The organism is Geodermatophilus sp. URMC 64 (genome assembly GCF_053502555.1).
The window spans coordinates 4,235,418-4,260,320 of the sequence record NZ_CP199955.1; the positions used below are offsets into that span (position 1 = coordinate 4,235,418).

Sequence of the window (24,903 nt, forward strand, 5' to 3'; positions counted from 1 at the left end):
CCCGGACCGCCGGGTGCTCCAGGACCCGCGGGCAGCTCCATTCTGACCTGCACAGGGCCTGTTTCGCCCGCGGGGTCGCGCGCCTTCTCGCCGCGTCGGCCGGGAAGCCCCCATCCGGTCGGTTACCGTGGCGCCGATGCGCTACCCCGATGCCCCGAGGCTCGACCTCGTCGAGGAACTGCACGGACGCCGGATCGCCGACCCGTACCGCTGGCTCGAGGACGCCGAGGACCCCCGCACCCGGGCGTGGGCGCAGGCGCAGGACGAAATCGCCGCCGCGCACCTCGCCGCCCTGCCGCTGCGCGCCCGGTTCGCCGAGCGACTGGCCCAGCTGGTGCACGCCGGCGCCGTCGGCGTCCCGGTGTGGCGGGCCGGCCGGGCGTTCTCCACCCGCCGCGACCCCGGGCAGGAGCACGCCGTCCTGCGGGTGCGCGAGCCCGACGGCAGCGAGCGGGTGCTGGTCGACCCCATGGCGCTGGACCCCGCCGGCACGACGACCCTCGACGCGTGGTCGCCGTCCTGGGAGGGCGACCGGCTGGCCTACCAGGTCTCCGTCGGCGGCGACGAGGAGTCGCAGCTCTACGTCCTCGACGTCGCCAGCGGCAAGGTCGTCGACGGGCCGATCGACCGCTGCCGCTACTCCCCCGTCGCCTGGCTGCCCGGGGGCGAGGAGCTGTTCTACGTGCGCCGGCTCGCCCCGGACCAGGTGCCGGCCGGCGAGGAGCAGTTCCACCGGCGGGTGTGGCGCCACCGGGTCGGCGGCGAGCCCGAGGACGACGCCCTGGTGCACGGCGAGGGCAGCGACCCGTCGACCTACTTCGGCGTCCGCACCAGCGCGGACGGCCGGTGGCTGGTCGTCTCCGCCTCGATCGGCACCGCCCCGCGCGACGACGTCTGGCTGGCCGACCTCGCCGCGGACGGCACGCTGCGCGACCTGCAGGTCGGCGTCGACGCCCAGACCACCGCGTGGGTGGCCCGCGACGGCCGGCTGTGGCTGATGAGCGACCGCGACGCCCCGCGCTGGCGGCTCGCGGTCGCCGACCCGGCCGACCCCGCGACCTGGGCACCGGCCGCCTGGCGGGACGTCGTCCCGCAGGCCGACGACGCCGTCCTCTCCGACGCCGCGCTCGTCGACGGGCCGGACGGCGACCTGCGGGTGCTCGCCGTCCACTCCGTCGACGCGACCGACCGGCTCTCGGTCTGGGCCGCGGACGGGTCGGGGCGGCTGGCCGAGGTGTTCCCGCCCGGCGTCGGCAGCATCGCCGGCGTCTCGGCGCCGCCGGAGGGCGGCACGTCGGCGTGGGTGGGCTACACCGACTACGCCACCCCGCCGTCGGTCTACCGCTGGGACAGCGCCGGCACCGACCTCGACCCGTGGGAGCAGGCCGCCGTCGCCGGCGACGTCCCGGGCGTGACCGTCGTCGAGACGCACGCGACGTCGAAGGACGGCACGCCGGTCCACCTGTTCGTCCTCTCCGGCAACGGCACCGCCGACACGCCACGGCCCACCGTCCTCTACGGCTACGGCGGCTTCAACGTCTCGCTGACCCCGGCCTACTCGGCGCAGGCGCTGGCCTGGGTCGAGGCGGGCGGCGTGTGGGCGGTGGCCAACCTGCGCGGCGGCTCCGAGCACGGCGAGGAGTGGCACCGCGCCGGCATGCGCGAGCGCAAGCAGAACGTGTTCGACGACTTCGCCGCCGCCGGGGAGCACCTGGTGGCGCAGGGCTGGACGACGCACGGCCAGCTGGCCGTCATGGGGGGCTCGAACGGCGGGCTGCTGGTCGGCGCGACGCTGACCCAGCGGCCCGATCTCGCCGCCGCGGTGGTCTGCAGCGCGCCTCTGCTCGACATGGTCCGGTACGAGCGCTTCGGCCTCGGGCGGACCTGGAACGACGAGTACGGCACCGCCGAGGACCCCGCGGAGCTCGGCTGGCTGCTCGGGTACTCGCCGTACCACGCCGTCCGGGAGGGCACCGCGTACCCGGCGGTGCTGTTCACGACCTTCGAGTCCGACACCCGCGTCGATCCGCTGCACGCGCGCAAGCTGGCCGCCGCCCTGCAGCACGCCACCAGCGGGGACGCACCGATCGTGCTGCGCCGGGAGACCTCGGTCGGGCACGGCGCGCGTGCCGTCAGCCGCACCGTCGACCTCGCCGCCGACCAGCTCGCGTTCCTGGCCGCCGCGACGGGACTCGGGTCACACACGCTCACAGACCCCTGACAGACGGCCCCGCATTTGGGAGTATCGACGGTGATGAGCACCTCACTGTCCGTGATCAAGACCGCCGACGAGCTCGTGTCGGCGGTGCCCGGCCTGTTCACCCAGGAGTGGTGGACCGCGCACGCGGACACGCTCGTCACGAAGCCGCTGAAGATCGCGCTGGTCGTCGTGCTGGCCGCCCTGGTGCGGCTGATGATCAACCGGGGCATCCGCCGGCTCACCGACCGCACGGCCACCGGCGCGGTGCCGAGCGTCCTGCGGCCGTGGCGCCGGCGGGGCCGGCAGGCCGACCGGGACGGCGTCGAGCAGATCGCGGCCCGGCGGACCCAGCGCGCCGAGGCGATCGGCTCGGTGCTGCGCAGCTTCGCCTCGTTCGTCGTCCTCGGGATCGCCGTCGTGCTGGTGCTGGGCGAGCTGGGCGTGAACCTGGCGCCGATCATCGCCAGTGCGGGCGTGATCGGCGTGGCGCTGGGCTTCGGCGCGCAGAACCTGGTCAAGGACTTCATCGCCGGGATCGGGATCATCCTCGAGGACCAGTACGGCGTCGGTGACGTGGTGGACCTCGGAGAGGCCAGCGGCACGGTCGAGGCCGTGGGCCTGCGGATCACGCGGGTTCGCGACGCGCACGGCGTGGTCTGGTACGTGCGCAACGGCGAGGTGTTGCGGGTCGGCAACAAGAGCCAGGGCTTCGCGCAGGTCGTCATCGACATGCCGGTCTCCCACGACACCGACCTCGAGCGCTGCCGCACGGTGATGCAGGAGGTCGGCGACGAGATGTACGCCGAGAAGGAGTGGGCGACGGTGCTGCTCGCCGCGCCGGAGTCGCTCGGCGTCGAGTCGATCACCGCCGCGGGGGTGACCATGCGGCTGCAGGTGCGCACGACCAACGACGACCAGTGGCGGGTCGGCCGCGAGCTGCGGCAGCGGCTGGGCGAGCGGTTCGCGGCCGAGGGCTTCAAGGCACCCGGCCCGGTGCTGGCCGGCGCCGCCACGAGCGGGGCGGGCGCTCGGTGAGCGCCCCCGCCCCGGAGGGGGCCATGACAGCCGACGAACACGCCGAGCGCCCGGCGACCTTCCGCGAGGTCTTCGCCGTCCGCGAGTTCCGGCCGCTGTTCGGGACCTTCCTGCTCTCCACCGCCGGCGACGAGCTGGCCCGGGTGGCGCTGACCGTCCTGGTCTACCAGCGGACGTCCTCGCCGCTGCTGTCGGCGATCACGTTCGCGATCAGCTACCTCCCGTGGCTCCTGGGCGGGCCCCTGCTGGCCACGCTGGCCGACCGGCTGCCGCGCCACCGGGTGCTCGTCGCCACCGACGCCGGCCGCGCGCTGCTGGTCGCCGGCATGGCCATCCCGGGGACGCCGCTGCCGGTCCTGCTGGCGCTGATGTTCCTGCTGGCCCTCTGCGCCCCGCCGTTCGAGTCCGCCCGGTCGGCGCTGGTGGCCGACGTCCTGGAGGGCGACCGGTACGCCGTCGCGAACTCGCTGACCAACGTCGGGCTGCAGGTGGCGCAGGTCGTCGGCTTCGTGCTCGCCGGGGCGCTGGTGACGGCGCTGAACCCGTCGGCCGCGCTGCTGCTCGACGCGGTGACGTTCGCCGTCTCCGCTATCTGGCTGTACGCGGGGCTGACCCGGCGGCCCGCCCCGGCCGCCGAGGGTGAGCCGAAGTCGTTCCTGCGGGACGCGGTGGAGGGTCTGGCCTTCATCCGCCGATCGCCGCGCCTGCTGGCGATCATCGCCGTGCTCTGGATCGGCACCGTGTTCACCTACGCCCCCGAGGGCATCGCCGCGCCGCTGGTCGACGAGCTGGGCGAGGGCGCGACCGCGGTCGGCATCCTGCTGGCGGCCAACCCTGCCGGCGTCACGATCGGCGGGCTGGTGCTGGCCCGGCTGGTCGCGCCGCAGCGCCGGGAGCGGCTGGTGCCGGCGCTGGTCGGGCTGTCGCTGGCGCCGATCCTGCTGGCCGGGCTGGTGGCCTCCTTCGCCGGCCCGGGCACCCTCAGCTTCGTCGTCGTCGTCGCGCTGCTGTTCGTCTCGGGCCTGGGCTCGGCGTGGTTGATCCCGCTCAACGTCACGTTCGTGCAGGCGGTGCCGTCGGCCTACCGCGGCCGGGCGTTCGGCGTCGCGGTCAGCGGGCTCTACGGCGTCCAGGGGCTCGGGGCGCTGGGCGCGGGCCTGGCCGCGGAGGGGCTGGCGCCCAGCGGGGTGGTCGTGCTCTGCGGGGCGCTCGGCCTGGCCGCGGTGGTGCTGCCGCTGCTCGCCTTCGTGCGTACGCAGGGTCACGTGGCCGGGGAGCAGCCCGCCGCGGGACCATCGGTGTCATGAGCGAGTCGAGCCGCACGCTGCCCTCGGCCCGGACCTTCTACGACGAGGTCGGCGGGCACCCGACCTTCGTCCGTCTGGTCGCGCGGTTCTACGCCGGGGTGCGCCGGGACCCGGTGCTCGCGCCGCTCTACCCGCAGGACGACTGGGACGGCGCCGAGACGCGGCTGCGCGGCTTCCTCGAGCAGTACTGGGGCGGGCCCACGACCTACTCGCAGGAGCGCGGCCACCCGCGGCTGCGGATGCGGCACGCGCCCTTCGCGATCGGCCCGGCCGAGCGCGACGCGTGGCTGTCGCACATGCGCGACGCCGTCGACTCCCTGGAGCTCACCCCGGAGCAGGACGCGACGCTCTGGGGCTACCTCGAGATGGCGGCCCGCAGCATGCAGAACCGCTGGCCGGACGACGCGCCCGGCACCCTCTCCCTCGCCTGATGAAGGACCTCGCCGCCCCCGACTGGTGGCGGGACGCCGTCTTCTACCAGGTCTACATCCGCAGCTTCGCCGACGGGAACGGCGACGGGGTCGGCGACCTCGCCGGCATCCGCTCGCGGCTGCCCTACCTGGCCGGCCTCGGCGTCGACGCCCTGTGGATCACGCCCTTCTACCCGTCCCCGATGGCCGACCACGGCTACGACGTCGCCGATCCGCGCGACGTGGAGCCGGCCTTCGGGGACCTCGCCGGGTTCGACGCGATGCTCGCCGACGCCCACCGGCTGGGGCTGCGGGTGACCGTCGACCTGGTGCCCAACCACAGCTCCGACCGGCACGCGTGGTTCGCCGAGGCGCTCGCCTCGCCGCCCGGCTCGGCCGCCCGCGCGCGGTACCTCTTCCGGGACGGGCGCGGCGCCGAGCCGCCGAACAACTGGCCGTCGGTCTTCGGCGGGCCGGCGTGGACCCGCGTGCCCGACGGGCAGTGGTACCTGCACCTGTTCGCCCCCGAGCAGCCGGACCTGGACTTCACCAATCCCGAGGTGCTGGCCGACCTCGAGACGACGATGCGGTTCTGGCTGGACCGGGGCGTCGACGGCTTCCGGATCGACGTCGGGCACGGGATGGCCAAGCCGGCCGGCCTGCCCGACATGGTGCCGGCCGAGGACACCGGCCTGCTCGACGACCACGGGCCCGGCGACCTGCGCTTCGACCAGGAGGGCGTGCACGACGTGCACCGGCGGATCCGGCGGGTGCTCGACGAGTACCCGGGCGCGATGGCCGTCGGCGAGGTGTGGGTGCACGACGACGAGCGGCTGGCCCGCTACCTGCGCGCCGACGAGCTGCAGCTGGCGTTCAACTTCCGGCTGCTCATGGCCGACTGGACCCCGGCCGAGCTGCGCTCGGCGGTGGAGCACTCGCTGGCCACCGTCGCCGGCACGCCGGCTCCGGCCTGCTGGGTGCTGTCCAACCACGACCGGCCCCGGCACGTCACCCGCTACGGCGGCGGCGAGGTCGGGACGGCGCGGGCGCGGGCGGCCGCGCTGCTGCAGCTGGCCCTGCCCGGGGCTGCCTACGTCTACAACGGCGACGAGCTCGGGATGCCCGACGTGGACCTCCCCGACGAGGTGCTGCAGGACCCGGTGTGGGAGCGCTCGGGGCACACGGTCCGCGGCCGCGACGCCTGCCGGATCCCGCTGCCGTGGTCGGGCTCGGAGCCGCCGTACGGCTTCTCGACGGCGGGCGCCACCTGGCTGCCGATGCCCGCGGGCTGGGGCGCGCTGACGGTCGAGGCCCAGCAGGCCGATCCCGGTTCGATGCTGTCGCTGTACCGGCGTGCACTGGCGCTGCGGTCGTCGTCCCCGCTGTTCGCGGGCGAGGGGCTGCAGTGGGTACCGGCACCCGACGGTTGCGTCGCGTTCCGCCGTCCCGGGGGGCTGGTGTGCCTGCTCAACCTCTCGGGGGCGCCGGTGCCGCTGCCGGAGGGGCGCGTGCTGCTGGCCAGCGCGGACGTCGCCGGCGGGGCGCTGCCGGACGACGCGGCGGTGTGGCTGCACGCCTGAGTTCCGCAAGCGGGGCGTCGGCCGCCGGCGCGGTCTCCGGTACCTTCCGGCCGGACGACGGGCACCGCTGCCCGCACTCCCGGGAGGAGTCCGACGTGAAGACACGGGACCTGGCCTACATCGCGCTGTTCGCCGCCCTCACCGCGGTGCTCGGCCTCGTGCCGGCGGTCGCCATCGGGCCGGTGCCGATCACCGCGCAGACCCTCGGCGTGATGCTGGCCGGATCGATCCTGGGCGCCCGCCGGGGCTTCCTGGCGCTGCTGCTCTTCCTCGTGCTGGTCGCGATCGGGCTGCCGGTCCTCGCCAGCGGCGCCGGCGGGCTGGCCGTCTTCGCCGGTCCGACCGCGGGCTACCTGATCAGCTGGCCGATCGCCGCCTTCGTCGTCGGCCTGCTCACCGAGCGGTTCTGGGCGCGCTACAACCTCGCCTGGGGCACGGTGGCCAACGTCGTCGGCGGGATCGTGGTGATCTACGCGATCGGCGTCCCCGTGCTGAAGGTCGTCTCGGCCCTGCCGTGGGACGACGCGCTGTGGTTCGGCGCGGCCGTGTTCATCCCGGGTGACCTGGTCAAAGCGGTGCTGGCCGCGGCGATCGCCGTCGGCGTGCGCCGCAGCTACCCGGTGATCGAGCGACCGCAGCGGGCGGTCGCCACCCGGTGAGGCGACGCCGGGAGGCGGCGCCGGCCGACGCCGCGGATCCCACCCGGGGGATCGAGCTGCTCGGCGTGGGGCACGCCTACGGCGAGCGGACGGTCCTCGACGGGCTCGACCTGCACCTGACCGAGCACCGGATCGGGGTGATCGGGGCCAACGGCTCCGGCAAGAGCACCTTCGCGCGGCTGCTCAACGGGCTCGTCGTCCCCACCTCCGGCCGGGTGCTGGTCGACGGCCTGGACACCCGTTCCTCGGTGCGGCAGGTGCGGCGGCGGGTCGGCTTCGTGTTCCAGGACCCGGACGCGCAGATCGTGCACCCGACGGTCGCCGAGGACGTCGCCTACGGCCTGGAGAACCAGGGGGTGCCGCCGGCCGAGCGCGCCGAGCGGGTGGCCGAGGTGCTGGAGCGCTACGACCTGGCCGGGCACGCCGACCACCCGGCGCACCTGCTCTCCGGCGGGCAGAAGCAGCTGCTGGCCATCGCCGGGGTGCTGGTGATGCGGCCCGCCCGGATCGTGTTCGACGAGCCGACGACGCTGCTGGACCTGGTCAATGCGCGCCGGGTCGCCCGGGTGATCGGCGAGCTGCCGCAGTCGGTGGTCGTGGTGACGCACGACCTGGACCTGCTCGACGGCTTCGACCGGGTGCTGGTCGTCGACGGCGGGCGGGTGGTCGAGGACGGGCCGGCCGAGCAGTCGGTGCGCGCCTACCGGAAGCTGATGGCCGACCGGTGACCCTCGCCCTCTACGTCCCGCGGGCCAGTCCGGTGCACCGGACGCCGGCCGGGTGCAAGCTGCTCGCGCTGGCCGCGCTGGGGGTGCTGCTGTTCGCCGTCCCCACGCTGCCGGTCGCGGCGGCCGCCCTGGCCGGCGTGCTGGCGGTGGGACTGCTGCTGGCCCGGCTGCCGGTCGGGCTGCTGGCGCGGCAGGCGCGGGCGATCGCGGTCTGGCTGGTGGCGCTGTTCGCCGTGCACGCGCTGGTGACCGACCTGCCGACCGGCGCCGTGACCGTGCTGCGGCTGCTCGCGCTGGTGCTGGCCGCGGCGGTGGTGACCGCGACGACGCGGGTGACGGCGATGGTGCGCGTGGTCGAGCGGGTCTGCGCGCCGCTGCGCCTCGTCGGGGTGCGGCCGGCGCGGATCGGTCTGGTGCTGGCGATGGCGCTGCGGTTCATCCCGCTGGTGGCCGAGCGGGCCGACCGGATCCGCGAGGCCCAGGCCGCCCGCGGCGGATCGGCCCGCGGGCTGCGCGGCCTGCGGACGACGGTCGTGCCGCTGCTGGTGCAGGTGCTGCAGCTGGCGCACACGGTCAGCGAGGCGCTCGACGCCCGCGGGGCCGACGACGTCCCTCGCCGCCGCTCGGCTCTGGAGGCCTCGTGACCACCGGTTCGCTCACCGAGATCTGGCTGACCCCGTCGGCGGCGGCGCCGATGCGGCGGGTCCCGTCGGCGCGGCTGGTCGCCGGGCGGGGGCTGGAGGGCGACCGCTACGCCCTCGGCGGCGGCACGTGGGCGCAGTACCCGGACCTGGAGAAGCAGCTGACGCTGATCGACGCCGGCGACGTCGCGGCGCTCGCCCGCGAGGTCGGCGCGGAGCTCTCCCCCGGCGACACGCGGCGGAACCTGGTGACGACGGGGCTGGACCTGCCCACGCTGGTCGGCGGGTGGTTCGCCGTGGGCGACACCCTGCTGTTCGGCATGAAGCGCTGCCCGCCGTGCACGCACCTGGAGCGCCTCACCGGGCTGAAGCTGATCAAGGCGATGGTGCACCGCGGGGGGATCAACGCGGCGGTGTTCGCCGGCGGGCCGATCCGCGAGGGGGACGTCGTCCGGCCGGTGACGGACGAGGAGGCCGCGCGGCGGGGCGCGCCGACCGGCGCAGACCGGCCGGTGCCACGGATCGTCTGAGAGTCAGGCCGGCGCCGGCTCGTCGCTCCAGCGGGCCAGGAACTCCTTCTCGTCGGTGGTCAGCCGCCGGGGACGGTTGATCGAGAAGTCGAACGGCACCAGCAGCGTGCTGCCGGTGACGGCGAGGCGGTCGTGGTCGAAGGCCTCGTAGTGGCAGGTGAACGCGGCGGCGCGGATGCCGGACACCCAGATCTGCACGTCCAGCGGCCGCGGCGAGTAGACGACCGGGCGCTTGTACTGGATGTCGTGGGCGGCGACGACGGTGCCGCGGCGCAGGCCGGTCCGCTCCTCCAGCGACGCCCGCTCGAAGAAGAGGTCCACGCGGGCCATCTCGAAGTACTGCAGGAAGACGACGTTGTTGACGTGCCCGTAGGCGTCCATGTCCGACCAGCGCATCGGGACCTGCACCGTGTACCGCACGGTGCGACACCTTGCCGCATCCGGCGCGCGACGCGGCGGCCGGGGCGGCGGCTGCGACCCCCGCCGCAGACGCCGACGGCCGGCCGGAGCAATTGCTCCGGCCGGCCGGGTGGCGAGGGGAAGGATCCCCTCCTCCTCAGCCCTCGCACGCTCGGGCCGAGCCTCGGGAGGGGGCCGTCAGTCGCGGGTGAGCTTGCGGTAGGTGGCGCGGTGCGGCCGGGCGGCGTCGGGGCCGAGCCGCTCCACCTTGTTCTTCTCGTAGTCGGCGAAGTTGCCCTCGAACCAGAACCACTTCGACTCACCCTCGTAGGCGAGGATGTGCGTCGCGACGCGGTCCAGGAACCACCGGTCGTGGCTCACCACCACGGCGCAGCCGGGGAACTCGAGCAGCGCGCTCTCCAGGCTGGTCAGCGTCTCGACGTCGAGGTCGTTGGTCGGCTCGTCGAGCAGCAGCAGGTTGCCGCCCTGCTTGAGGGTCAAGGCGAGGTTGAGCCGGTTCCGCTCGCCACCGGACAGCACCCCGGCCGGCTTCTGCTGGTCCGGGCCCTTGAAGCCGAAGGCGGCGACGTAGGCCCGCGACGGCATCTCGACGTTGCCGACCTTGATGTGGTCCAGGCCGTCGGACACGACCTCCCACAGCGTCTTCTTCGGGTCGATGCCGCTGCGGTTCTGCTCGACGTAGGAGATCTTGACCGTCTCGCCGACCTTGATGTCGCCGTCGTCCGGCTTCTCCTCGCCGACCAGCATCTTGAACAGCGTGGTCTTGCCGGCGCCGTTCGGGCCGACGACGCCGACGATGCCGTTGCGCGGCAGCGTGAAGGACAGGTCGTCGATCAGCAGCCGGTCACCGAAGCCCTTGGTCAGGTCCTGGCTCTCGATGACCACGTTGCCCAGCCGCGGACCCGGCGGGATCTGGATCTCCTCGAAGTCCAGCTTGCGGAACTTGTCGGCCTCGGCGGCCATTTCCTCGTACCGGGCCAGCCGCGCCTTGCTCTTGGCCTGCCGGGCCTTGGCGCCCGAGCGGACCCACTCGAGCTCCTCCTTGAGCCGCTTCTGCCGCTTGGCGTCCTTGGCGCCCTCGACCTTGAGGCGGGCGGCCTTGGTCTCCAGGTAGGTGGAGTAGTTGCCCTCGTAGGGGTAGGCGCGACCGCGGTCGAGCTCGAGGATCCACTGGGCGACGTTGTCCAGGAAGTACCGGTCGTGGGTGACGGCCACGACGGTGCCGGCGTACTTCTCCAGGTGCTGCTCGAGCCAGGCCACGCTCTCGGCGTCGAGGTGGTTGGTGGGCTCGTCGAGCAGCAGCAGGTCCGGGGCCTCGAGCAGCAGCTTGCACAGCGCCACGCGGCGGCGCTCACCGCCGGAGAGCACGGTGACGTCGGCGTCGCCCGGCGGACAGCGCAGCGCGTCCATGGCCTGCTCGATGCGGGCGTCGAGCTCCCAGCCGTCGTGGTTCTCGATGAACTCCATGAGCTCGCCCTGTTCGGCGAGCAGCGCGTCGAAGTCGGCGTCGGGCTCCCCCATCGCCGCGCTGACCTCCTCGAAGCGGGTCAGCGCGTCGCGGATCGGCTTGACCGCCTCCTCGACGTTGCCGCGCACGTCGAGCGCCTCGTTGAGCGGCGGCTCCTGCTGCAGCATCCCGACCGTCGCGCCGGGCGCCAGCACGGTGTCGCCGTTCGAGGCGGTCTCCAGGCCGGCCATGATGCGCAGGACCGTGGACTTGCCGGCGCCGTTCGGGCCGACGACGCCGATCTTGGCGCCGGGCAGGAACGCCAGGGTGACGTCGTCCAGGATCACCTTGTCGCCGTGCGCCTTGCGCGCACGGACCATCGAGTAGATGTACTGAGCCACTGGGCCTCGGAGCCTTCCGTTTGTCTCGCGAACGGGGGCGGGCCCGCCGTTCGCCGGCCCGGCCCCTCTGCGTCCTCGACTCCGATCCTCCCAGTTCCCGGCGGCTAGCGGAGAGCCGGTTCCAGGACCCTGGTGTCGGAGTTCATCTCGTCCAACGTCTCGGGGTCGGCTTCGTAGTCCCGGCCGGCGAGGAGCTCCCCTGTGGGGTCGAACTCGTCGTCGGCCGGCGGCGGGCTCTGGTCGGCCGGGGTCGCCGGGGCCCGCAGCGCCCGCTTGAAGTCGGCGGTGCCCCGGGTGAGGTCGGGGCCGACGACCTCCGCCCGGAGCTTCACCTTGCTGCGCCGGCCCTGGTCGGTGTCCCACTCGTCGGTGAACAGCGACCCGGACACGATGACCGGGTCACCCTTGCTGATCGTCTGGGAGACGTTGCCGCCGAGCTCGCCCCAGCACTCGACGTCGAGGAACAGGGTCTTGTTGTCGACCCAGCCCTGCGCGTCCTTGTCGTAACGGCGGGACGTCGACGCGACGCGGAAGTTGGTGACGGCGCCGTTCGGCGTCCGGTTGCGCTGCGGCGGATTGACGACGTTGCCGACGACGGTGATGACGGTTTCCTTGGACATGGCGTTCCTCGTTCCTCGCGGCGCCTCGGGGGCGCGGCCGGCGCGGTGCCGGGTTACGCAGCACCCTGGGCGGCCGGGACCGACCGCAGGAGGCGCAGGGGGGATCTGTGGACGGGACTGTCGCCTGTGGACGGTGGCCGACGGGCCGTCGTCCCGGCCTGGTCAGGTCGTGCCGTGCGAGGAACCCGAGCGACCGCGAACCGTCCACGCCCGCGCGCTGAGCCGGATCGAGCCGTCGTCCTCGATGGGCACGCGAGCGCGGAGGATCTCCCGCAGGGCGGCGCGGTCGGTCTCGCTCAGGGACATCGCATGGGCCGGTGCCGGCCCGGTGCCGCCGAGGAACGGCGTCCAGTAGTCGTCGAAGTCGGCGAACACCGTGGGGACGACGATCTCGTCGGTCACGACGTCGTCGAGCCCGGCGCTGGTGAACAGGTCCCGCAGCGGGCCGGGGCGGCACAGCGGGAAGCGGCGGCCCTCGTCCAGGGCGGCCGTCGCCGGGTCCCGCTCGGTGGCGGCGTCCCAGAAGTACCGCATGAGCTGCATCCCGCCGGCGTAGTCCCAGACGTAGGCCGCCACCGTCCCCCCGGCCGTGACCACGCGGGACATCTCGGCCAGCGCGGCCGCCGGGTCGGGCACGAAGTTGAGCACCAGCCCGGAGACCACCACGTCGACGGAGGCGTCGTCGAGCGGCAGCGCCTGCGCGCTGCCCTCCCGGAAGGCGGCGCGCGGATCGGTCACGTGCGCCGCGGCGTGCGCGACGAAGTCGGGCGAGGGATCCACGCCCACCACGGCCGCGGGCGCGGCGTAGGCCAGGACCGCGCCGGCCAGCGCTCCGGTGCCGCAGCCGACGTCGAGCCAGCGGCGCCCCGGCGGGCCGGCGAGCCCGGTGACGAACCGACGGGCCACCAGCCGGCTCCACCGGCCGACGTAGGACTCGTAGCGGTCGCCGCCCGCCCACGGGCTCGGCGGCGTCTGCACCTGCTCCACGACCGGCCTCCCCGCCGTGCTGCGGCTGTTCGGCGCATCGTCGTGCGGCCATCGCTGCGGGTCAACGGCCGGGGATCCCTGCCGGCCCTGAGCGAGGTGCGATGATCAGGGCCTCAGCGCCCGTAGCTCAGCGGATAGAGCACCGGACTTCTAATCCGACGGCCGCAGGTTCGAATCCTGCCGGGCGCGCCCCCCGGTCAGCCGCCCGGATGCTGCGCCGAGGCGGTGAGCGGCTGCATGCCTTCGGCCGCGGCATGTGCCGGCTGCCCCGGCGGACACGGTCCCCCGCCCGCCGGAACCGGCTGGTCGATCGGCCCCGGCCGCCCCTTCGGAGCGCCGTGGTGCCAGTTCTGCACCAGCGTCAGGTTCGGCTCGTGCTGCAGCGTGGTCGCGGCCAGTGCGATGCGCGTGAGCAGCGGGATGGTTCCCACGCAGGCCAGGCTCGGCCAGCGTGCGGCGTTCGGCGTCGACGCCTGGGCCGAGGACACCACGCCGTCCCGCGGCCACCGGGGGTTGTGCCCGAGGTCCAGCTCCAGCGCTCGGTGCAGCTCCACCAGGTCGCTGCTGGAGCGGACACTGAGCGCGCGCAGTTGTGCGTAGGTGGTCGGCTCCCGCAGGTTGTCGATGCGCGGCAACCCCGTTCTCAGCAGCAGGAGCGCCTGGTCGACCCAGTCGACGATCCGCTCGGTGGGGATCCGGGCGTCAAGGACCACGTCGACGAGATTCGCCGTCGCCAGGTGCTCGACGTCCTCGATTCCTGCCTCGAGCAGCCGGGACTCGCTCCAGATGTCCATCCCGTCGAGCTGCGACAGCGAGAACGGCGGCTCCAGGCCTCCGCGGAACCGGCCGGTGATCTTGCCGACCGTGCGGCGCAGCAGCTGCAGCCCCACTGTTGGGAACACGCCGATGACGAAGGCGACCGCGTTCTCGGGCGGATACGGGCCCTCCGCCGGGACGCCCTGCATGGCGAAGACCTGGTCGACACCGACCACGAGGATGAGCACCGTGATCACACGGATGACGCCCGCCAGGTACGCCGCAGGGCGCAGGTCGTTCTGGAAGTAGCGCCGGATCAGCAGCGACAGCAGGAAGAAGTAGGCGCCGAGAAAGCCGAAACGCAGGGCGGCGACCAGCCGCGGCAGCTCCTCGGCCGACGGCGCCGTCCAGATGACGAACGCCCAGCCGACGGCCAGTGCGACGAGGCAGAGGTAGACCGACATCAGGCGGCTGAGGCTGTCCCTGGTCTCGTCGCCCCCGGAGCCCGGCCACCGGCCGTACTGGCTCGCGAACTTCGTCTCGTAGACGCTCGGGCAGCCGCTGAATGCCGGCCCGCCGCTGTCGTTCCACGTCTTCCAGGCCCCCGACGCCCGCAGCGGCTCGGGCAGGTACTGCGGCTCGTCCACGCCGAGCCGGTGCAGGTTGTAGACGTACTCCGCGCACAGCGGCTCGACCCGGTAGCGGAGGAAGCGCAGGTAGAGGAAACCCGGCAGGAGGGTCGGGAAGAGGACGAGGAAGCCCGAGGCTGCCGCGACCTGCCAGTCGGGGTGGACGCGGAACACCACGTACACCACGACGGCCAGGGCGATCACGACCAGGAACAGGATCCCCGGTGCGTTCCACACGTGCGTCCGCAGCCACCCGGGTGTCCGCGGCGGATCAACCACCCCGGCACTCCCGTCCGCGCCGCCGCTGGTCGCCATGGGTCACCTCCCCCGGGAGCTGGGTGGGAACCGGTTCGCCCGAGACCGCTCGGTCCGCAAACGATCCACCGCCGCCGCCGACCGCGTCCAGAGCTTCAGCCGCGTCGGCCCTAAGCTGCCCTCGCGGTGACGCGGACCACATTCCGCGACACCTCCAGGAAGCGGAGGGAACGCCATGGCCGACACCAGGGTGATGGGGCTCGTCCTCGCCGGCGGCGAGGGCAAACGGCTCGCCCCGCTCACCGCCGACCGGGCCAAGCCGGCGGTCCCGTTCGGCGGGCTCTACCGCTTGGTCGACTTCGCCCTGTCCAACCTGGTCAACGCGGCGGTCCTGCGCATCGCCGTCCTGACGCAGTACAAGAGCCACAGCCTCGACCGCCACATCACCACGACCTGGCGGATGAGCGACCTGCTGGGCAACTACGTCACCCCGGTCCCGGCACAGCAACGCCTCGGCCCCCGCTGGTACACCGGCTCGGCGGACGCGATCTACCAGTCGCTGAACCTCATCTACGACGAGCGGCCGGACGTGGTCGTGGTGTTCGGCGCCGACCACGTCTACCGGATGGACCCGCGGCAGATGTGGGAGCAGCACCTCGACGGGGGCGCCGGGGTCACCGTCGCCGGCATCCCCGTCCCCCGCAAGGAAGCCACCGCGTTCGGCGTCATCCAGACCGCGGCGGACGGACGGCGGATCGACGCCTTCCTGGAGAAGCCCGCGGACCCGCCGGGCCTGCCGGGCCGGCCCGACGAGACGTTCGCCTCGATGGGCAACTACGTCTTCTCCACCGAGGCCCTGCTCGACGCTCTCCGCACCGACGCCGCCGACGAGAACAGCAAGCACGACATGGGCGGCAACATCGTCCCGCTGCTCGTGGGCCAGGGGGCCGCGCAGGTCTACGACTTCCAGACCAACCGCGTCCCGGGCGAGGACCTCGAGGCGGAGCGGTACTGGCGCGACGTGGGCACCCTGGACTCCTACTTCGAGGCCCACATGGACCTGTGCGCCACCGTCCCGGCGTTCAACCTCTACAACGACCGCTGGCCGATCCTCACGCGCGTCCCGTCGCACCCGCCGGCCAAGTTCGTGCACGACGACGCGAAGCGCGACCGCATCGGCCGGGCCATCGACAGCGTCGTGGCCAACGGCGCCATCGTGTCCGGCGCGACGGTTCGCGAGTCGGTCCTCTCCCCCGGCGTGCGGGTGCACAGCTGGGCGTCGGTCGAGCGGTCGGTGGTCATGGACGGCACGGACATCGGCCGCCGCGCGGTGGTCCGGGACGCGATCCTCGACAAGAACGTGACGGTCGCCGAAGGCGTCCAGATCGGCGTGAACAAGGACGACGACCGCGCCCGCGGCTTCGCCGTCTCCGACGGGGGCGTGACCGTCGTCGGGAAGGGCGAGCACGTGTCCAAGTGAGCTGAGCCGGGGGCGACCCGCGCTTCAAGGTGCGCCGCAAGTGCGCTCCCAGTGGTCGTCAAGTGCGCCCAAAGGGCTCTCCTCCACCGTGGTGCCACACCACATTGGAGGAGGACCCCGTGACCCAGTCGACCTTTCCCCCCGCCGGCGTCCAGCAGCCGTACGGTCAGCCCTACGGACAGCCCGGATTCGGCGGCCCCGGCGCGCCGTTCGGCCAGCCCGCCCCGCCGTTCGGCCACCAGCAACCGCCCAAGAAGAAGAGGACCGGGCTGATCGTCGGCTCGATCCTCGGCGCCGTCGTCCTCATCGGCGGCCTCGCAGTCGGCGCGATCCTCCTGTTCGGCAGCAAGACCCTCGACCGGGGCGACGCCGAGCAGCAGGTGAGCGCAGCGTCCGAGCAGCTGATCGGGGCACCGGCCGAGGGCGTGAGCTGCCCGGCCGACGTCGAGGTCGAGCAGGGCGGCACCTTCACCTGCACCGCCACCCTCGAGGGCCAGGACATCTCGTTCACCGTCACGCAGAAGGACGACCAGGGCAGCGTCGGGATCACCGCGGACAACACCGTCGTGCCGGTGTCCGCCGTGGCCGACGAGGTCAACTCGCAGGTCGAGGCCGAGGCCGGCGTCGAGCTGACCACCAGCTGCGACAGCGACCGCACCGTCCTGGTGGACCCGGCCGGCGAGCGGCTCCCCTGCACGGTCAGCAACGCCGAGGACTCCTCGCTGAGCATCCAGGTGGACGCGATCGTCGAGGCCGACGGCAGCGTCACCGTGGAGTACGAGGACGCCTGAGCGCACCGCGCATCCCCGAGGGCGGTGGCGCCGGTTGCCCGGTGCCACCGCCGTCGCGTCGCCGGCTCATCCGAGGGGCTCGGAGCCGCCGATGCCGTGGGTCTGCAGCCACATCTCCAGGACGGCGAGCTGCCAGAGCCGGTTGCCCCCGGTCCGGGGCAGCCGTCCGCCGGGGTCGGCGAGCACCGCGTCGAGGTACGCCGGTTCGAACAGCGCCCGCTCCTTGGCCGTCGGCGAGGTCAGCACGTCCTGGACCCGGTCGAGCAGCGGCCCGGCCAGGGTCCGCACACCCGGCACCGGGAAGTAGCCCTTGGGCCGGTCGACGACGCCGTGGGGCAGCAGCGGGCGCGCGACGTCCTTCAGGATCCCCTTGCCGCCCTGCGCCAGCTTCAGCTCCGGCGGGCAGGCCGCGGCCAGGGCGACGACGTCCTGGTCGAGGAACGGGACCCGCGACTCCAGCCCCCAGGCCATCGTCATGTTGTCCACCCGCTTGACCGGGTCGTCGGGCAGCATCCCGTGGACGTCGAGCCGCAGGACGGCGTCCAGCGCCGTCTCCGCGCCCGGGCGGCCGACCTGCTCCGCGAGCCACGCCCGACTGACGTCGTCGGGGCAGCGGTGGTCGGCGGTCAGGACGTCGGCGAGCTCGTCGTGGGCGCGGTCGTCGAAGGCGACCCCGAACTCCTCCGCCGCCCGTTCCCGCGGCACGCGGGCCAGCGACCGGTACCAGTCGTAGCCGGCGAAGACCTCGTCCGCCCCCTGCCCCGACTGGACCACCTTGACGTGCCGCGAGACCTCGCGCGCCAGCAGGAAGAACGCGACCGTGTCGTGCGAGCCCATCGGCTCGCTCATCGCCTCGACCGCTCCGTCGACCGCGTCCGGCAGCTCCGCGTCGGTGAGCTGGATCCGCGTGTGCTCGGTACCGAAGCCGCCCGCGACCAGGTCCGACCACTGGAACTCGTCGCCGGCCTCGCTGCCGTCGGACTCGAAGCCGATGCTGAACGTGCGCAGGTCGGGATGCCCCAGGTCGGCGAGCAGCGCCACGACGAGGCTGGAGTCGACGCCGCCGGACAGGAGCACCCCGACCGGGACGTCGGAGACGGTCCGCCGCGCGACGGCGGTGCGCAGGGCGTCGTGCACGGCGGCGCGCCACTCGGCCGGCTCCCTCTCCGGGTGGGCGGACCGCTCGTAGCGGGGCTGCCAGTACACCCGCTCACGGCTGCTGCCGTCGGCCTCCACCACCCGCAGGGTGGCCGGCGGGAGCTTCCGGACGCCCCGCACCACGGTCCGCCGCCCCGGCACGATCGAGTGCCAGGTGAAGTAGTGGTGCAGCGCCTCGAGGTCCAGCGAGGTGTCCAGCGGGCCGGACCCGAGCAGCGCGGGCAGGGTGGAGGCGAACCGGAGCCGGCCGGGCGTCTCGGCCAGGTAGAGCGGTTTGATGCCGAGCCGGTCGCGGGCCAGGACCACCCGCCGGGCCCGCCGGTCCACCAGGGCCAGCGCGAACATGCCGACCAGGTGGTCGACGAACGACTCCCCCCACGTCGCCCAGGCCTTGAGCAGGACCTCGGTGTCGCTGGTCGACCGGAACCGGTGGCCGGCGGCCCGAAGCTGCTCGCGCAGCTCGGCGTGGTTGTAGATGCAGCCGTTGAAGACGACGGCGAGGCCGAGCTCCTCGTCGACCATCGGCTGGGCGCCGGCGCCGCTCGGGTCGATGACCGCGAGCCGGCGGTGGCCCAGCGCGATCCAGCCGTCGTCCCAGGCGCCCTCGCCGTCGGGACCCCGGCTGCGCTGGCGCTCGGCCATCCGGGCGACCGCTTCCCGGTCAGCAGGGGAACCGTCGAATCGGATGTCGCCGGCGAGTCCGCACACAGGCGCTCCTCGCGTGCGGGTCCCGCGGACGACGCAGCGCCGACCATCCCGGGACCGGAGACGGCCGCTGCCTCGACCGCGGTTCGACGTTACGGCAGGGTTTCGGATACCGCCGTTCGAGCGGCGGACCCTGGCCCGCGCGAGGGCCGGCTGCCGGACTCCCCCGCCATGCGGCCGACGCTGTACGAGTTCGCGGGCGGGGACGACGCCTTCCTGCGCCTGGCCGTCGCCCACCATCCCGAGCACGTCGCGCGGCTGGCCGCGTACTGGGCCGAGGTGCTGGGCGGGCCGCCGCGCTGCTCGCAGGAGTGCGCCGACCAGTCGGCGCTGCTGCGGATGCACGCCGCAACGGCGAGATGGGCGACCTCGGCCGCCGGTTCCTCGACTGCTTGGTGGCGGCCGCCGACGACGCCGGCCCGCCCGCCGACCCCGAGTTCCGCGCCGCGTTGCGCGCGTGCATGGAGTGGGCGGTGGCCGACGTCCTCGCCTACTCGCCGGAGGACGCCGTCGTCCCCGACGGCGCGCCGGTGCCGCGCTGGACGTGGGAGGGCCTCGTCCCCGCGTTGGACGTCAGCGCCGGTCGGGGTGCACCCAGCCGATCGCCGGTGCCACGTGCTTCGTGATCGTCTCGAGCAGGTGCACGTTGTAGTCGACGCCGAGCATGTTCGGCACGGTGAGCAGCAGCGTGTCGGCCTCCCGCACGGCGGCGTCCTTGGCCAGGTCCTCGGCGAGCTCGTCGGGCTCGCCGACGTAGCTCTTGCCGAACCGCGCCCGCACGCCCTCGAGCAGGCCGACCTGGTCGGAGCTCTCCGAGCGGTCCCCGAAGTACATGCGGTCGGTGTCGGTGACCAGCGGCATGACGCTGCGGCTCACCGAGACGCGCGGCTCGCGTTCCCAGCCGGCGTCGGCCCAGGCGGAGCGGAAGAGCGCGATCTGCTCGGCCTGCAGCTCGTCGAACGGCACCCCGGTGTCCTCGCTGAGCAGCGTGGAGCTCATCAGGTTCATGCCCTGCTCGGCGGTCCAGACCGCCGTCGCACGGGTGCCGGAGCCCCACCAGATGCGGTCGGCCAGCCCCGGCGCCTGCGGCTGGACCGGCAGCCGGCCGGCGACCCCGCCGGTCATCCGCGGGTCGGCGTCCACCACCGTCGCGCCGGAGATCGCCGCGCGGAACAGCGCGGTCTTCTCCCGCGCCAGCCCGGCATCGCTCGACCCCTCCGGCGGCACGTAACCGAAGGCGTGCGCCCCGTTCAGCGCCGTCTCGGGTGACCCGCGGCTGACGCCGAGCTGCAGCCGGCCGTCGCTGAGCAGGTCGGCGGCCGCCGCCTCCTCGGCCATGTACAGCGGGTTCTCGTAGCGCATGTCGATGACGCCGGTGCCGACCTCGATCCGCGACGTCCGCACGGCCATCGCCGTCAGCAGCGGGAACGGCGAGGCCAGCTGGCGGGCGAAGTGGTGCACCCGCACGAACGCGCCGTCGACGCCGAGCGCCTCCGCGGCGACCGCGAGCTCGACGCTCTGCACCAGCGCGTCGCGCGCCGTCCGCACCTGCGAGCCCGGGATGGGCTGCCAGTGCCCGAAGCTGAGAAAACCGATCTTCTTGTCCATGGGGCTGCCCTCTCGTCGCCCGGTGCCAGCGCCGGCGCCGGGCGCGGGATTCCCGCCGTGGCAGGCCTGCCCATTCCGGGGGCCGGCCTTGGCGGAGGTTGACGAGGCCCCGCGGACATGCCGGGCACCCATCACTGTGTGTAGCGACTCGAACACGACTCTCCGTCAGCAGGTTCCGCCATTTCGGAGCGTGCATGCCTGACCCTGTTCCGGTGAGCCTCCCTGCACGCGGCATGCCGCGGAACCCGGCCGGGACGCCCGGCGCCGGCCAGCGGCTCCGGGCGATCGACACCCTGCTCGCCGACCGCGGCCAGTTGTTCCAGGCGCTCTTCCTCGGCGCGCCCATCGCCAAGGCGCTGGTCGGCCTCGACGGGCACATCCTGGTGGCCAACCCGGTGATGTGCGGGCTGACCGGTCGCACCGTCGAGGAGCTCACCGGCCGGCACGTGGACCTGCTGGCCCACCCCGACGACCCGCCGGTGACCGAGCTCAACGTGCTCCCGGCGCCCGGCGAGGAGGGGCTCGACGCCAACCTGCTCCTGGACGGCGAGCGGCGGCTGCGGCGCTCCGACGGCACCGAGCTGTGGGTGGTCCAGGCGCACGACGTCGTCCGCCACACGACCGGGGCGCCGCAGTTCGTCGTCCTCTCGCTGGTCGACGTGACCGACCGGCGGCGGGCCGAGGAGGACCTGGTCCGCCGCGCCTTCACCGACCCGCTGACCGGGCTGCCCAACCGCCGGGCCCTGACCGACCGGCTGCGCCACGCCGTCGCGCTCTCCCGCCGCCGCGGCCTGCAGGTCGGCCTGGTCCACCTGAACATCGACCGGTTCAAGGCGGTCAACGAGGCGCTCGGCCACGAGGCCGGCGACCTGCTGCTCTCGCAGGTGGCCGACCGGCTGCGGTGGAGCACGCGGGTCGAGGACACCGCCGTCCGCCTGGGCGCCGACGAGTTCCTCGTCGTGGCCGAGGACGTCGAGGACCTCGACGGGCTGCGCGCGCTGGCCGACCGGCTGCTGTCGGTGCTCGACGAGCCGTTCGTCGTGGGTGACCGCGAGATCACGCTCTCGGCGAGCGTCGGCCTCACGCTCGGCAACGACATGACGCCTGACGACCTGCTCCGGCAGGCGCAGAGCGCGCTCACCCGCGCCAAGGCCGACGGCAGCCGGGCGCGGATCGAGGTGCACGAGGGCGCCCTGTCCAGCAGCGAGATCGACGCGCTGCAGCTGGAGACGGACCTGCGGCACGCGCTCGACAACGACGAGCTGCGGCTGTTCTACCAGCCGATCGTGCACCTGGCCGACGAGACGCTGCTCGGCTACGAGGCGCTGATCCGGTGGCAGCACCCCACCCGCGGGCTGCTGCCGCCCGGCGCCTTCCTCGATGCGGCGGAGAACAACCGGCTCACCTCCAAGCTGGGCGCCTGGGTGCTGCGGCAGGCCTGCCACGACGCCGTCACTTGGCCCTCGGAGCTGCGGGTGCACGTCAACATCTCCGCCCGCCACCTGGCCGAGGACGGCTTCAGCGAGCTGGTCTCCGAGGCGCTGGCGGAGTCCGGCCTGGCGCCGGAGCGGCTGGAGCTGGAGATCACCGAGTCCACCGCGCTGTTCGCCGCCGAGGCGACGCTGCACTCGGTCGCCGTCGTCACCGAGCAGGGCGTCACGCTCGCGCTCGACGACTTCGGCACCGGCTACTCCGCGATCACCGCGCTGCACCGGCTGCCGATCCACACCGTCAAGATCGACCGCTCCTTCGTCGCCGACGTCGTCCACGAGCCGTCGACCGCGGCGCTGGTGCACGGCCTGCTGCAGCTCGGCCGCGGCATGGGCCTGCAGGTCATCGCCGAGGGCATCGAGGACCTCGACCAGGCCGACTGGCTGCTGCGGCACGGCTGCGCGATGGCCCAGGGCTTCGCGTTCGGCCGCCCGGCGCCGCTGCCGTCGCCGGCCGAGCTGCTCATCCGCGAGGTCACCGAGGCGCCGGCCGCGGAGACCGTCGAGGACACCCCCGAGCTGCTCAGCGGCGAGTACCCGGAGCTGCGGCCCGCCGCGCCGGTCGGCCACGAGACCGACGACCTCAGCGGTCTGCTCGCCTTCGAGGACGACGACGCCGAGGACGACGGGGCGCACCCCGCCGGCGTGCTGCCGTTCCCGGCGCCGCGCCGCGCGGAGCCGACGGAGGAGCTGGTCGAGACCCCGACCGGGGAGCCGTTCGAGCCCGAGGAGTCCCCCGAGGACTAGGTTCCGCTGATCGCGCCGGCGCGGGGACGGCGGACCAGCTCGCCCGAGCAGTTCGGGCAGACGCCGGCCATCGCCTCGGTGCACGGCACGCAGAAGGTGCACTCGTAGACGCAGATGGTCGCCTCGGCGTCCGGGGGCAGCGGCCGGGCGCACCGCTCGCACTGCGCGCGCATCTCGAGCACGGTCAGCTCCGGCCGGTGAGGGCCTCGAGCTGGGCGGCGTGGTCGGCCTGGTGCGCCGGCAGGAACCGCAGCAGCTCGGCGACCGTGACCGGCTCGCCGCTGTCCCGCAAGCCGGTGCGGTCGCGGTCGGGCGGGGTCACGGCCGCGACCGTGGCGTGCAGCGTCAGCTGCGCGTCGTGCAGGCCGCTGAGCAGCACCGCGCGGGGCACGGCCGCGTAGCCGGCGACGCGGGCGGGTGCCAGCGGGTCGAAGTCGGCCAGCGGCGTGGGGTCGCCGCCCAGCAGCCGCCGGAGCCGGTCGGTGAAGACGCGCGCGGAGTCCCGCAGGTGGCCGGCCACCTGCAGCGGCGTCCAGTCGAGCTCGCCGGTGTACTCGGGGAAGTGGCCGGTGGCGACCAGCGCCCGCCGCGCCCGGCGGCCGAGCCGTGCCTGCCAGCCGGCGTCCGGCAGGTCGGTGAGGACGGCGGCCACCCGCCGCTGCTGGGCCAGCAGCAGCCTGGCCTCGGGCGCCGCGACCCGCACGATCGTGCTCATGGCGCTGAGCCTGCCGCGGTTCCCCGCGCTCCACGAGTGGCAGGCATGACACCGACCGCGCCGTTCCTGCCATCGTGGTCTGCTGTCCCGGTGACTGCTGAGCGCTTCGCCGCCATCGCCGACCCGCGGCCGGGGGACGGTCCGTGGCCGGCCATGACCTGGCCGCCGGCCCCGGACGCCGAGCTGCGCGGGAGCGCCGTCGTCCTCACCCCCGTCGTCCCCGAGCGGGACGCCGCGGAGCTGTTCGCCGCGCTCGACGACGACGCGGTCTGGCGGCACGTGGCCGGGCGTCCGGCGGACGCCGACGAGTTCGCCGGCGTGCTGACCGCGGCGATCGCCGGGGGGCGGCTGCCGTGGCTGGTGCGGCTGGCCCGGCCGGTGGGCGGGCTGCCGGCGGGCGCGGTGGCCGGGATGTCGTCCTACCTCGAGGTCTCCGCGCCCGACGCCCGCCTGGAGATCGGGTTCACGACCTACGCGCCGGCCGTGTGGGGCACCGCGGTCAACCCCGAGACGAAGCTCCTGCTGCTCGGGCACGCCTTCGAGGTGCTCGGCGCCGGCCGGGTGCAACTGAAGACCGACATCCGCAACGTGCGCTCGCAGCAGGCGATCGCCCGGCTCGGCGCCCGCTACGAGGGCACGCTGCGCCGCTACCAGCGGCGGGCCGACGGGACGGTCCGCGACACCGTGCTGTTCAGCATCGTGGCCGAGGAGTGGCCGGCGGTCCGCGAGGGGCTTCGGGCCCGGGTCTAGGCGCGCGGCAGGGCGAGCGGAACCGGCCGCTTCGCTGCCCGGCCGTCGCCGGAGGAGGTCCCTCGCAGCCGCCGTCCGATCCACGGGCCGACGAAGCCGCGGACCCAGGCGGCCTCCTCGCTCACCGCGGTCCGGAACGGCCGCGGGGGCTGCGGTGGGAGCGGGGTGGTCCAGTCGCCGGCGTCGGCGACGGGCACGCCGAGCACGGCGGCCGCCGCGAGCGCCACCCGCCGGTGTCCCTCGGTGGTCATGTGGATGCGGTCGGCGTCCCACATCCGCCAGTCCTGCAACCAGGCGGCGCCCCACTGGTCGAGGACGACGGCGCCGTGGCGGGCCGCGATCGACCAGAGGTTGGCGTTGAAGACGGCGACCCGGCCGCGGATCCGCCGGATGACCGGCGTCTGCCGGACGTCGACGCCGGTGGCCAGCAGCACCTCGGCACCGGCGGCCCGGAGCGTCCCGACGGCGTCCTCGATCAGCGCCGCGAGAACGTCCGGGTCGCCGCCGGGGCGCAGCAGGTCGTTGCCTCCGGCGACCAGGCTGACCAGGTCGGGCTCCGCCGCGAGGGCGACGGGCAGCTGCTCGTCGACCACCTGCCGGACGAGCCGGCCGCGGATCGCCAGGTTCGCGTACTCGACGTCGTGCCCGGGGGCGGCGGCCGCGAGGTGCTCGGCGAGCCGGTCCGCCCAGCCGCGGAACTCGCCGGGCCGCGCGGGGTCGGGATCCGCGAGGCCCTCGGTGAAGGAGTCGCCGAGAGCGATGTAGCGCCGCCACGAACCGTTTCGCACGTCAACCACTTCACCACGGTGACCGAGCACACAGGGTGCGCGGGCCCGGCTACGGACACGATGCCC

24 protein-coding genes and 1 tRNA gene are annotated in these 24,903 nt (G+C 74.1%); 15 read left to right on the forward strand and 10 right to left on the reverse strand.

The window, feature by feature from the left end; genetic code table 11:
• Positions 1-136: 136 nt before the first annotated feature.
• From ACWIYF_RS20590 to ACWIYF_RS20630, 9 genes are all read left to right on the forward strand, one after another.
• Positions 137-2,221 carry a prolyl oligopeptidase family serine peptidase gene (locus ACWIYF_RS20590; RefSeq protein WP_448624683.1) on the forward strand — a complete coding sequence of 695 codons (2,085 nt, stop codon included), beginning with the start codon at positions 137-139 and terminating at the stop codon, positions 2,219-2,221.
• Between the two features lie 33 nt (positions 2,222-2,254).
• Positions 2,255-3,235 carry a mechanosensitive ion channel family protein gene (locus tag ACWIYF_RS20595; protein ID WP_448624684.1) on the forward strand — a complete coding sequence of 327 codons (981 nt, stop codon included), beginning with the start codon at positions 2,255-2,257 and terminating at the stop codon, positions 3,233-3,235.
• A 23-nt stretch (positions 3,236-3,258) separates the two neighbouring features.
• Positions 3,259-4,542 carry an MFS transporter gene (locus ACWIYF_RS20600; RefSeq protein WP_448624685.1) on the forward strand — a complete coding sequence of 428 codons (1,284 nt, stop codon included), beginning with the start codon at positions 3,259-3,261 and terminating at the stop codon, positions 4,540-4,542.
• Positions 4,539-4,973 (forward strand): globin, encoded by a 435-nt coding sequence (locus ACWIYF_RS20605; RefSeq protein WP_448624686.1) that lies wholly within the window; start codon positions 4,539-4,541, stop codon positions 4,971-4,973. Before ACWIYF_RS20600 ends, ACWIYF_RS20605 begins: the two co-directional genes overlap by 4 nt.
• Positions 4,973-6,532, forward strand: a complete 1,560-nt coding sequence (locus ACWIYF_RS20610) for a glycoside hydrolase family 13 protein (RefSeq protein ID WP_448624687.1) — start codon at positions 4,973-4,975, stop codon at positions 6,530-6,532. Before ACWIYF_RS20605 ends, ACWIYF_RS20610 begins: the two co-directional genes overlap by 1 nt.
• 95 nt (positions 6,533-6,627) lie before the next feature.
• Positions 6,628-7,191 carry a biotin transporter BioY gene (locus ACWIYF_RS20615; protein WP_448624688.1) on the forward strand — a complete coding sequence of 188 codons (564 nt, stop codon included), beginning with the start codon at positions 6,628-6,630 and terminating at the stop codon, positions 7,189-7,191.
• A complete protein-coding gene (locus tag ACWIYF_RS20620; RefSeq protein WP_448624689.1) occupies positions 7,188-7,919 on the forward strand; it encodes an energy-coupling factor ABC transporter ATP-binding protein in 732 nt (243 codons plus the stop codon). Before ACWIYF_RS20615 ends, ACWIYF_RS20620 begins: the two co-directional genes overlap by 4 nt.
• Positions 7,916-8,563: an energy-coupling factor transporter transmembrane component T gene (locus ACWIYF_RS20625; protein WP_448624690.1), complete on the forward strand. Its 648-nt coding sequence runs from the start codon at positions 7,916-7,918 to the stop codon at positions 8,561-8,563. Before ACWIYF_RS20620 ends, ACWIYF_RS20625 begins: the two co-directional genes overlap by 4 nt.
• Positions 8,560-9,090, forward strand: a complete 531-nt coding sequence (locus ACWIYF_RS20630; protein WP_448624691.1) for an MOSC domain-containing protein — start codon at positions 8,560-8,562, stop codon at positions 9,088-9,090. The genes ACWIYF_RS20625 and ACWIYF_RS20630 overlap by 4 nt, the downstream gene beginning before the upstream one ends.
• A gap of 3 nt (positions 9,091-9,093) precedes the next feature.
• Here the strand turns inward: ACWIYF_RS20630 and ACWIYF_RS20635 are convergent, their stop codons facing one another.
• The 4 genes from ACWIYF_RS20635 to ACWIYF_RS20650 all read right to left on the reverse strand — a co-directional run bounded on the left by ACWIYF_RS20635 (position 9,094) and on the right by ACWIYF_RS20650 (position 12,965).
• Positions 9,094-9,510, reverse strand: a complete 417-nt coding sequence (locus tag ACWIYF_RS20635) for an acyl-CoA thioesterase (protein ID WP_448624692.1) — start codon at positions 9,508-9,510, stop codon at positions 9,094-9,096.
• 177 nt (positions 9,511-9,687) lie between these two features.
• Positions 9,688-11,358 carry an energy-dependent translational throttle protein EttA gene (gene ettA / locus ACWIYF_RS20640; RefSeq protein ID WP_448624693.1) on the reverse strand — a complete coding sequence of 557 codons (1,671 nt, stop codon included), beginning with the start codon at positions 11,356-11,358 and terminating at the stop codon, positions 9,688-9,690.
• A 104-nt stretch (positions 11,359-11,462) separates the two neighbouring features.
• Positions 11,463-11,978, reverse strand: coding sequence for a single-stranded DNA-binding protein (gene ssb, locus ACWIYF_RS20645; RefSeq protein WP_448624694.1), 516 nt, complete (start codon positions 11,976-11,978; stop codon positions 11,463-11,465).
• Positions 11,979-12,140: 162 nt separating this feature from the next.
• The gene (locus tag ACWIYF_RS20650; RefSeq protein WP_448624695.1) at positions 12,141-12,965 is read right to left on the reverse strand and encodes a class I SAM-dependent methyltransferase; all 825 of its coding nucleotides are present in this window, start codon (positions 12,963-12,965) and stop codon (positions 12,141-12,143) included.
• A gap of 116 nt (positions 12,966-13,081) precedes the next feature.
• Here ACWIYF_RS20650 and ACWIYF_RS20655 point away from each other — a divergent pair.
• Positions 13,082-13,154, forward strand: a tRNA-Arg gene (locus ACWIYF_RS20655).
• Between the two features lie 8 nt (positions 13,155-13,162).
• Here the strand turns inward: ACWIYF_RS20655 and ACWIYF_RS20660 are convergent.
• Entirely contained in the window at positions 13,163-14,665 is a 1,503-nt protein-coding gene (locus ACWIYF_RS20660) for a hypothetical protein (protein WP_448624696.1), read from the reverse strand.
• A 175-nt stretch (positions 14,666-14,840) separates the two neighbouring features.
• Here ACWIYF_RS20660 and glgC point away from each other — a divergent pair, with 175 nt between their 5' ends.
• Entirely contained in the window at positions 14,841-16,085 is a 1,245-nt protein-coding gene (glgC, locus tag ACWIYF_RS20665) for a glucose-1-phosphate adenylyltransferase (RefSeq protein WP_448624697.1), read from the forward strand.
• Between the two features lie 119 nt (positions 16,086-16,204).
• Positions 16,205-16,876: a DUF4333 domain-containing protein gene (locus tag ACWIYF_RS20670; RefSeq protein ID WP_448624698.1), complete on the forward strand. Its 672-nt coding sequence runs from the start codon at positions 16,205-16,207 to the stop codon at positions 16,874-16,876.
• Positions 16,877-16,942: 66 nt separating this feature from the next.
• Here ACWIYF_RS20670 and ACWIYF_RS20675 read toward each other — a convergent pair whose 3' ends face one another.
• Positions 16,943-18,742, reverse strand: coding sequence for an N-acetylglutaminylglutamine amidotransferase (locus tag ACWIYF_RS20675; protein ID WP_448624699.1), 1,800 nt, complete (start codon positions 18,740-18,742; stop codon positions 16,943-16,945).
• A 356-nt stretch (positions 18,743-19,098) separates the two neighbouring features.
• Between ACWIYF_RS20675 and ACWIYF_RS20680 the strand changes: the two genes are divergently transcribed.
• Positions 19,099-19,365: a hypothetical protein gene (locus ACWIYF_RS20680; RefSeq protein WP_448624700.1), complete on the forward strand. Its 267-nt coding sequence runs from the start codon at positions 19,099-19,101 to the stop codon at positions 19,363-19,365.
• Here ACWIYF_RS20680 and ACWIYF_RS20685 read toward each other — a convergent pair.
• A complete protein-coding gene (locus ACWIYF_RS20685) occupies positions 19,313-20,347 on the reverse strand; it encodes an LLM class flavin-dependent oxidoreductase (protein WP_448624701.1) in 1,035 nt (344 codons plus the stop codon). The two genes, ACWIYF_RS20680 and ACWIYF_RS20685, sit on opposite strands and share 53 nt — an antisense overlap.
• A 212-nt stretch (positions 20,348-20,559) precedes the next feature.
• On the opposite strand from ACWIYF_RS20685, the gene ACWIYF_RS20690 reads away from it, so the two are divergent.
• Positions 20,560-22,584 (forward strand): putative bifunctional diguanylate cyclase/phosphodiesterase, encoded by a 2,025-nt coding sequence (locus tag ACWIYF_RS20690; RefSeq protein WP_448624702.1) that lies wholly within the window; start codon positions 20,560-20,562, stop codon positions 22,582-22,584.
• Here the strand turns inward: ACWIYF_RS20690 and ACWIYF_RS20695 are convergent.
• Together ACWIYF_RS20695 and ACWIYF_RS20700 are read right to left on the reverse strand one after the other, a co-directional pair.
• Complete coding sequence (locus ACWIYF_RS20695) at positions 22,581-22,757, reverse strand: DUF1272 domain-containing protein (RefSeq protein WP_448628780.1); 177 nt, start codon at positions 22,755-22,757, stop codon at positions 22,581-22,583. The genes ACWIYF_RS20690 and ACWIYF_RS20695 overlap by 4 nt on opposite strands.
• 11 nt (positions 22,758-22,768) lie before the next feature.
• Positions 22,769-23,299: a DinB family protein gene (locus ACWIYF_RS20700; protein WP_448624703.1), complete on the reverse strand. Its 531-nt coding sequence runs from the start codon at positions 23,297-23,299 to the stop codon at positions 22,769-22,771.
• A gap of 90 nt (positions 23,300-23,389) precedes the next feature.
• Between ACWIYF_RS20700 and ACWIYF_RS20705 the strand changes: the two genes are divergently transcribed.
• Positions 23,390-24,049 carry a GNAT family N-acetyltransferase gene (locus ACWIYF_RS20705; protein ID WP_448624704.1) on the forward strand — a complete coding sequence of 220 codons (660 nt, stop codon included), beginning with the start codon at positions 23,390-23,392 and terminating at the stop codon, positions 24,047-24,049.
• Here the strand turns inward: ACWIYF_RS20705 and ACWIYF_RS20710 are convergent.
• A complete protein-coding gene (locus ACWIYF_RS20710) occupies positions 24,046-24,846 on the reverse strand; it encodes an SGNH/GDSL hydrolase family protein (protein ID WP_448624705.1) in 801 nt (266 codons plus the stop codon). The genes ACWIYF_RS20705 and ACWIYF_RS20710 overlap by 4 nt on opposite strands.
• Between the last annotated feature and the right edge of the window lie 57 nt (positions 24,847-24,903).

Bases quoted from the DNA above. Each gene is read 5' to 3' on its own strand.
- ACWIYF_RS20590 (WP_448624683.1), top strand. From the start codon at position 137: ATGCGCTACCCCGATGCCCCGAGGCTCGACCTCGTCGAGGAACTGCAC.
- ACWIYF_RS20595 (WP_448624684.1), top strand. From the start codon at position 2,255: ATGAGCACCTCACTGTCCGTGATCAAGACCGCCGACGAGCTCGTGTCG.
- ACWIYF_RS20600 (WP_448624685.1), top strand. From the start codon at position 3,259: ATGACAGCCGACGAACACGCCGAGCGCCCGGCGACCTTCCGCGAGGTC.
- ACWIYF_RS20605 (WP_448624686.1), top strand. From the start codon at position 4,539: ATGAGCGAGTCGAGCCGCACGCTGCCCTCGGCCCGGACCTTCTACGAC.
- ACWIYF_RS20610 (WP_448624687.1), top strand. From the start codon at position 4,973: ATGAAGGACCTCGCCGCCCCCGACTGGTGGCGGGACGCCGTCTTCTAC.
- ssb (WP_448624694.1), bottom strand. From the start codon at position 11,978: ATGTCCAAGGAAACCGTCATCACCGTCGTCGGCAACGTCGTCAATCCG.
- ACWIYF_RS20660 (WP_448624696.1), bottom strand. From the start codon at position 14,665: ATGGCGACCAGCGGCGGCGCGGACGGGAGTGCCGGGGTGGTTGATCCG.
- glgC (WP_448624697.1), top strand. From the start codon at position 14,841: ATGGCCGACACCAGGGTGATGGGGCTCGTCCTCGCCGGCGGCGAGGGC.
- ACWIYF_RS20680 (WP_448624700.1), top strand. From the start codon at position 19,099: ATGGGCGACCTCGGCCGCCGGTTCCTCGACTGCTTGGTGGCGGCCGCC.
- ACWIYF_RS20685 (WP_448624701.1), bottom strand. From the start codon at position 20,347: ATGGACAAGAAGATCGGTTTTCTCAGCTTCGGGCACTGGCAGCCCATC.
- ACWIYF_RS20695 (WP_448628780.1), bottom strand. From the start codon at position 22,757: ATGCGCGCGCAGTGCGAGCGGTGCGCCCGGCCGCTGCCCCCGGACGCC.
- ACWIYF_RS20700 (WP_448624703.1), bottom strand. From the start codon at position 23,299: ATGAGCACGATCGTGCGGGTCGCGGCGCCCGAGGCCAGGCTGCTGCTG.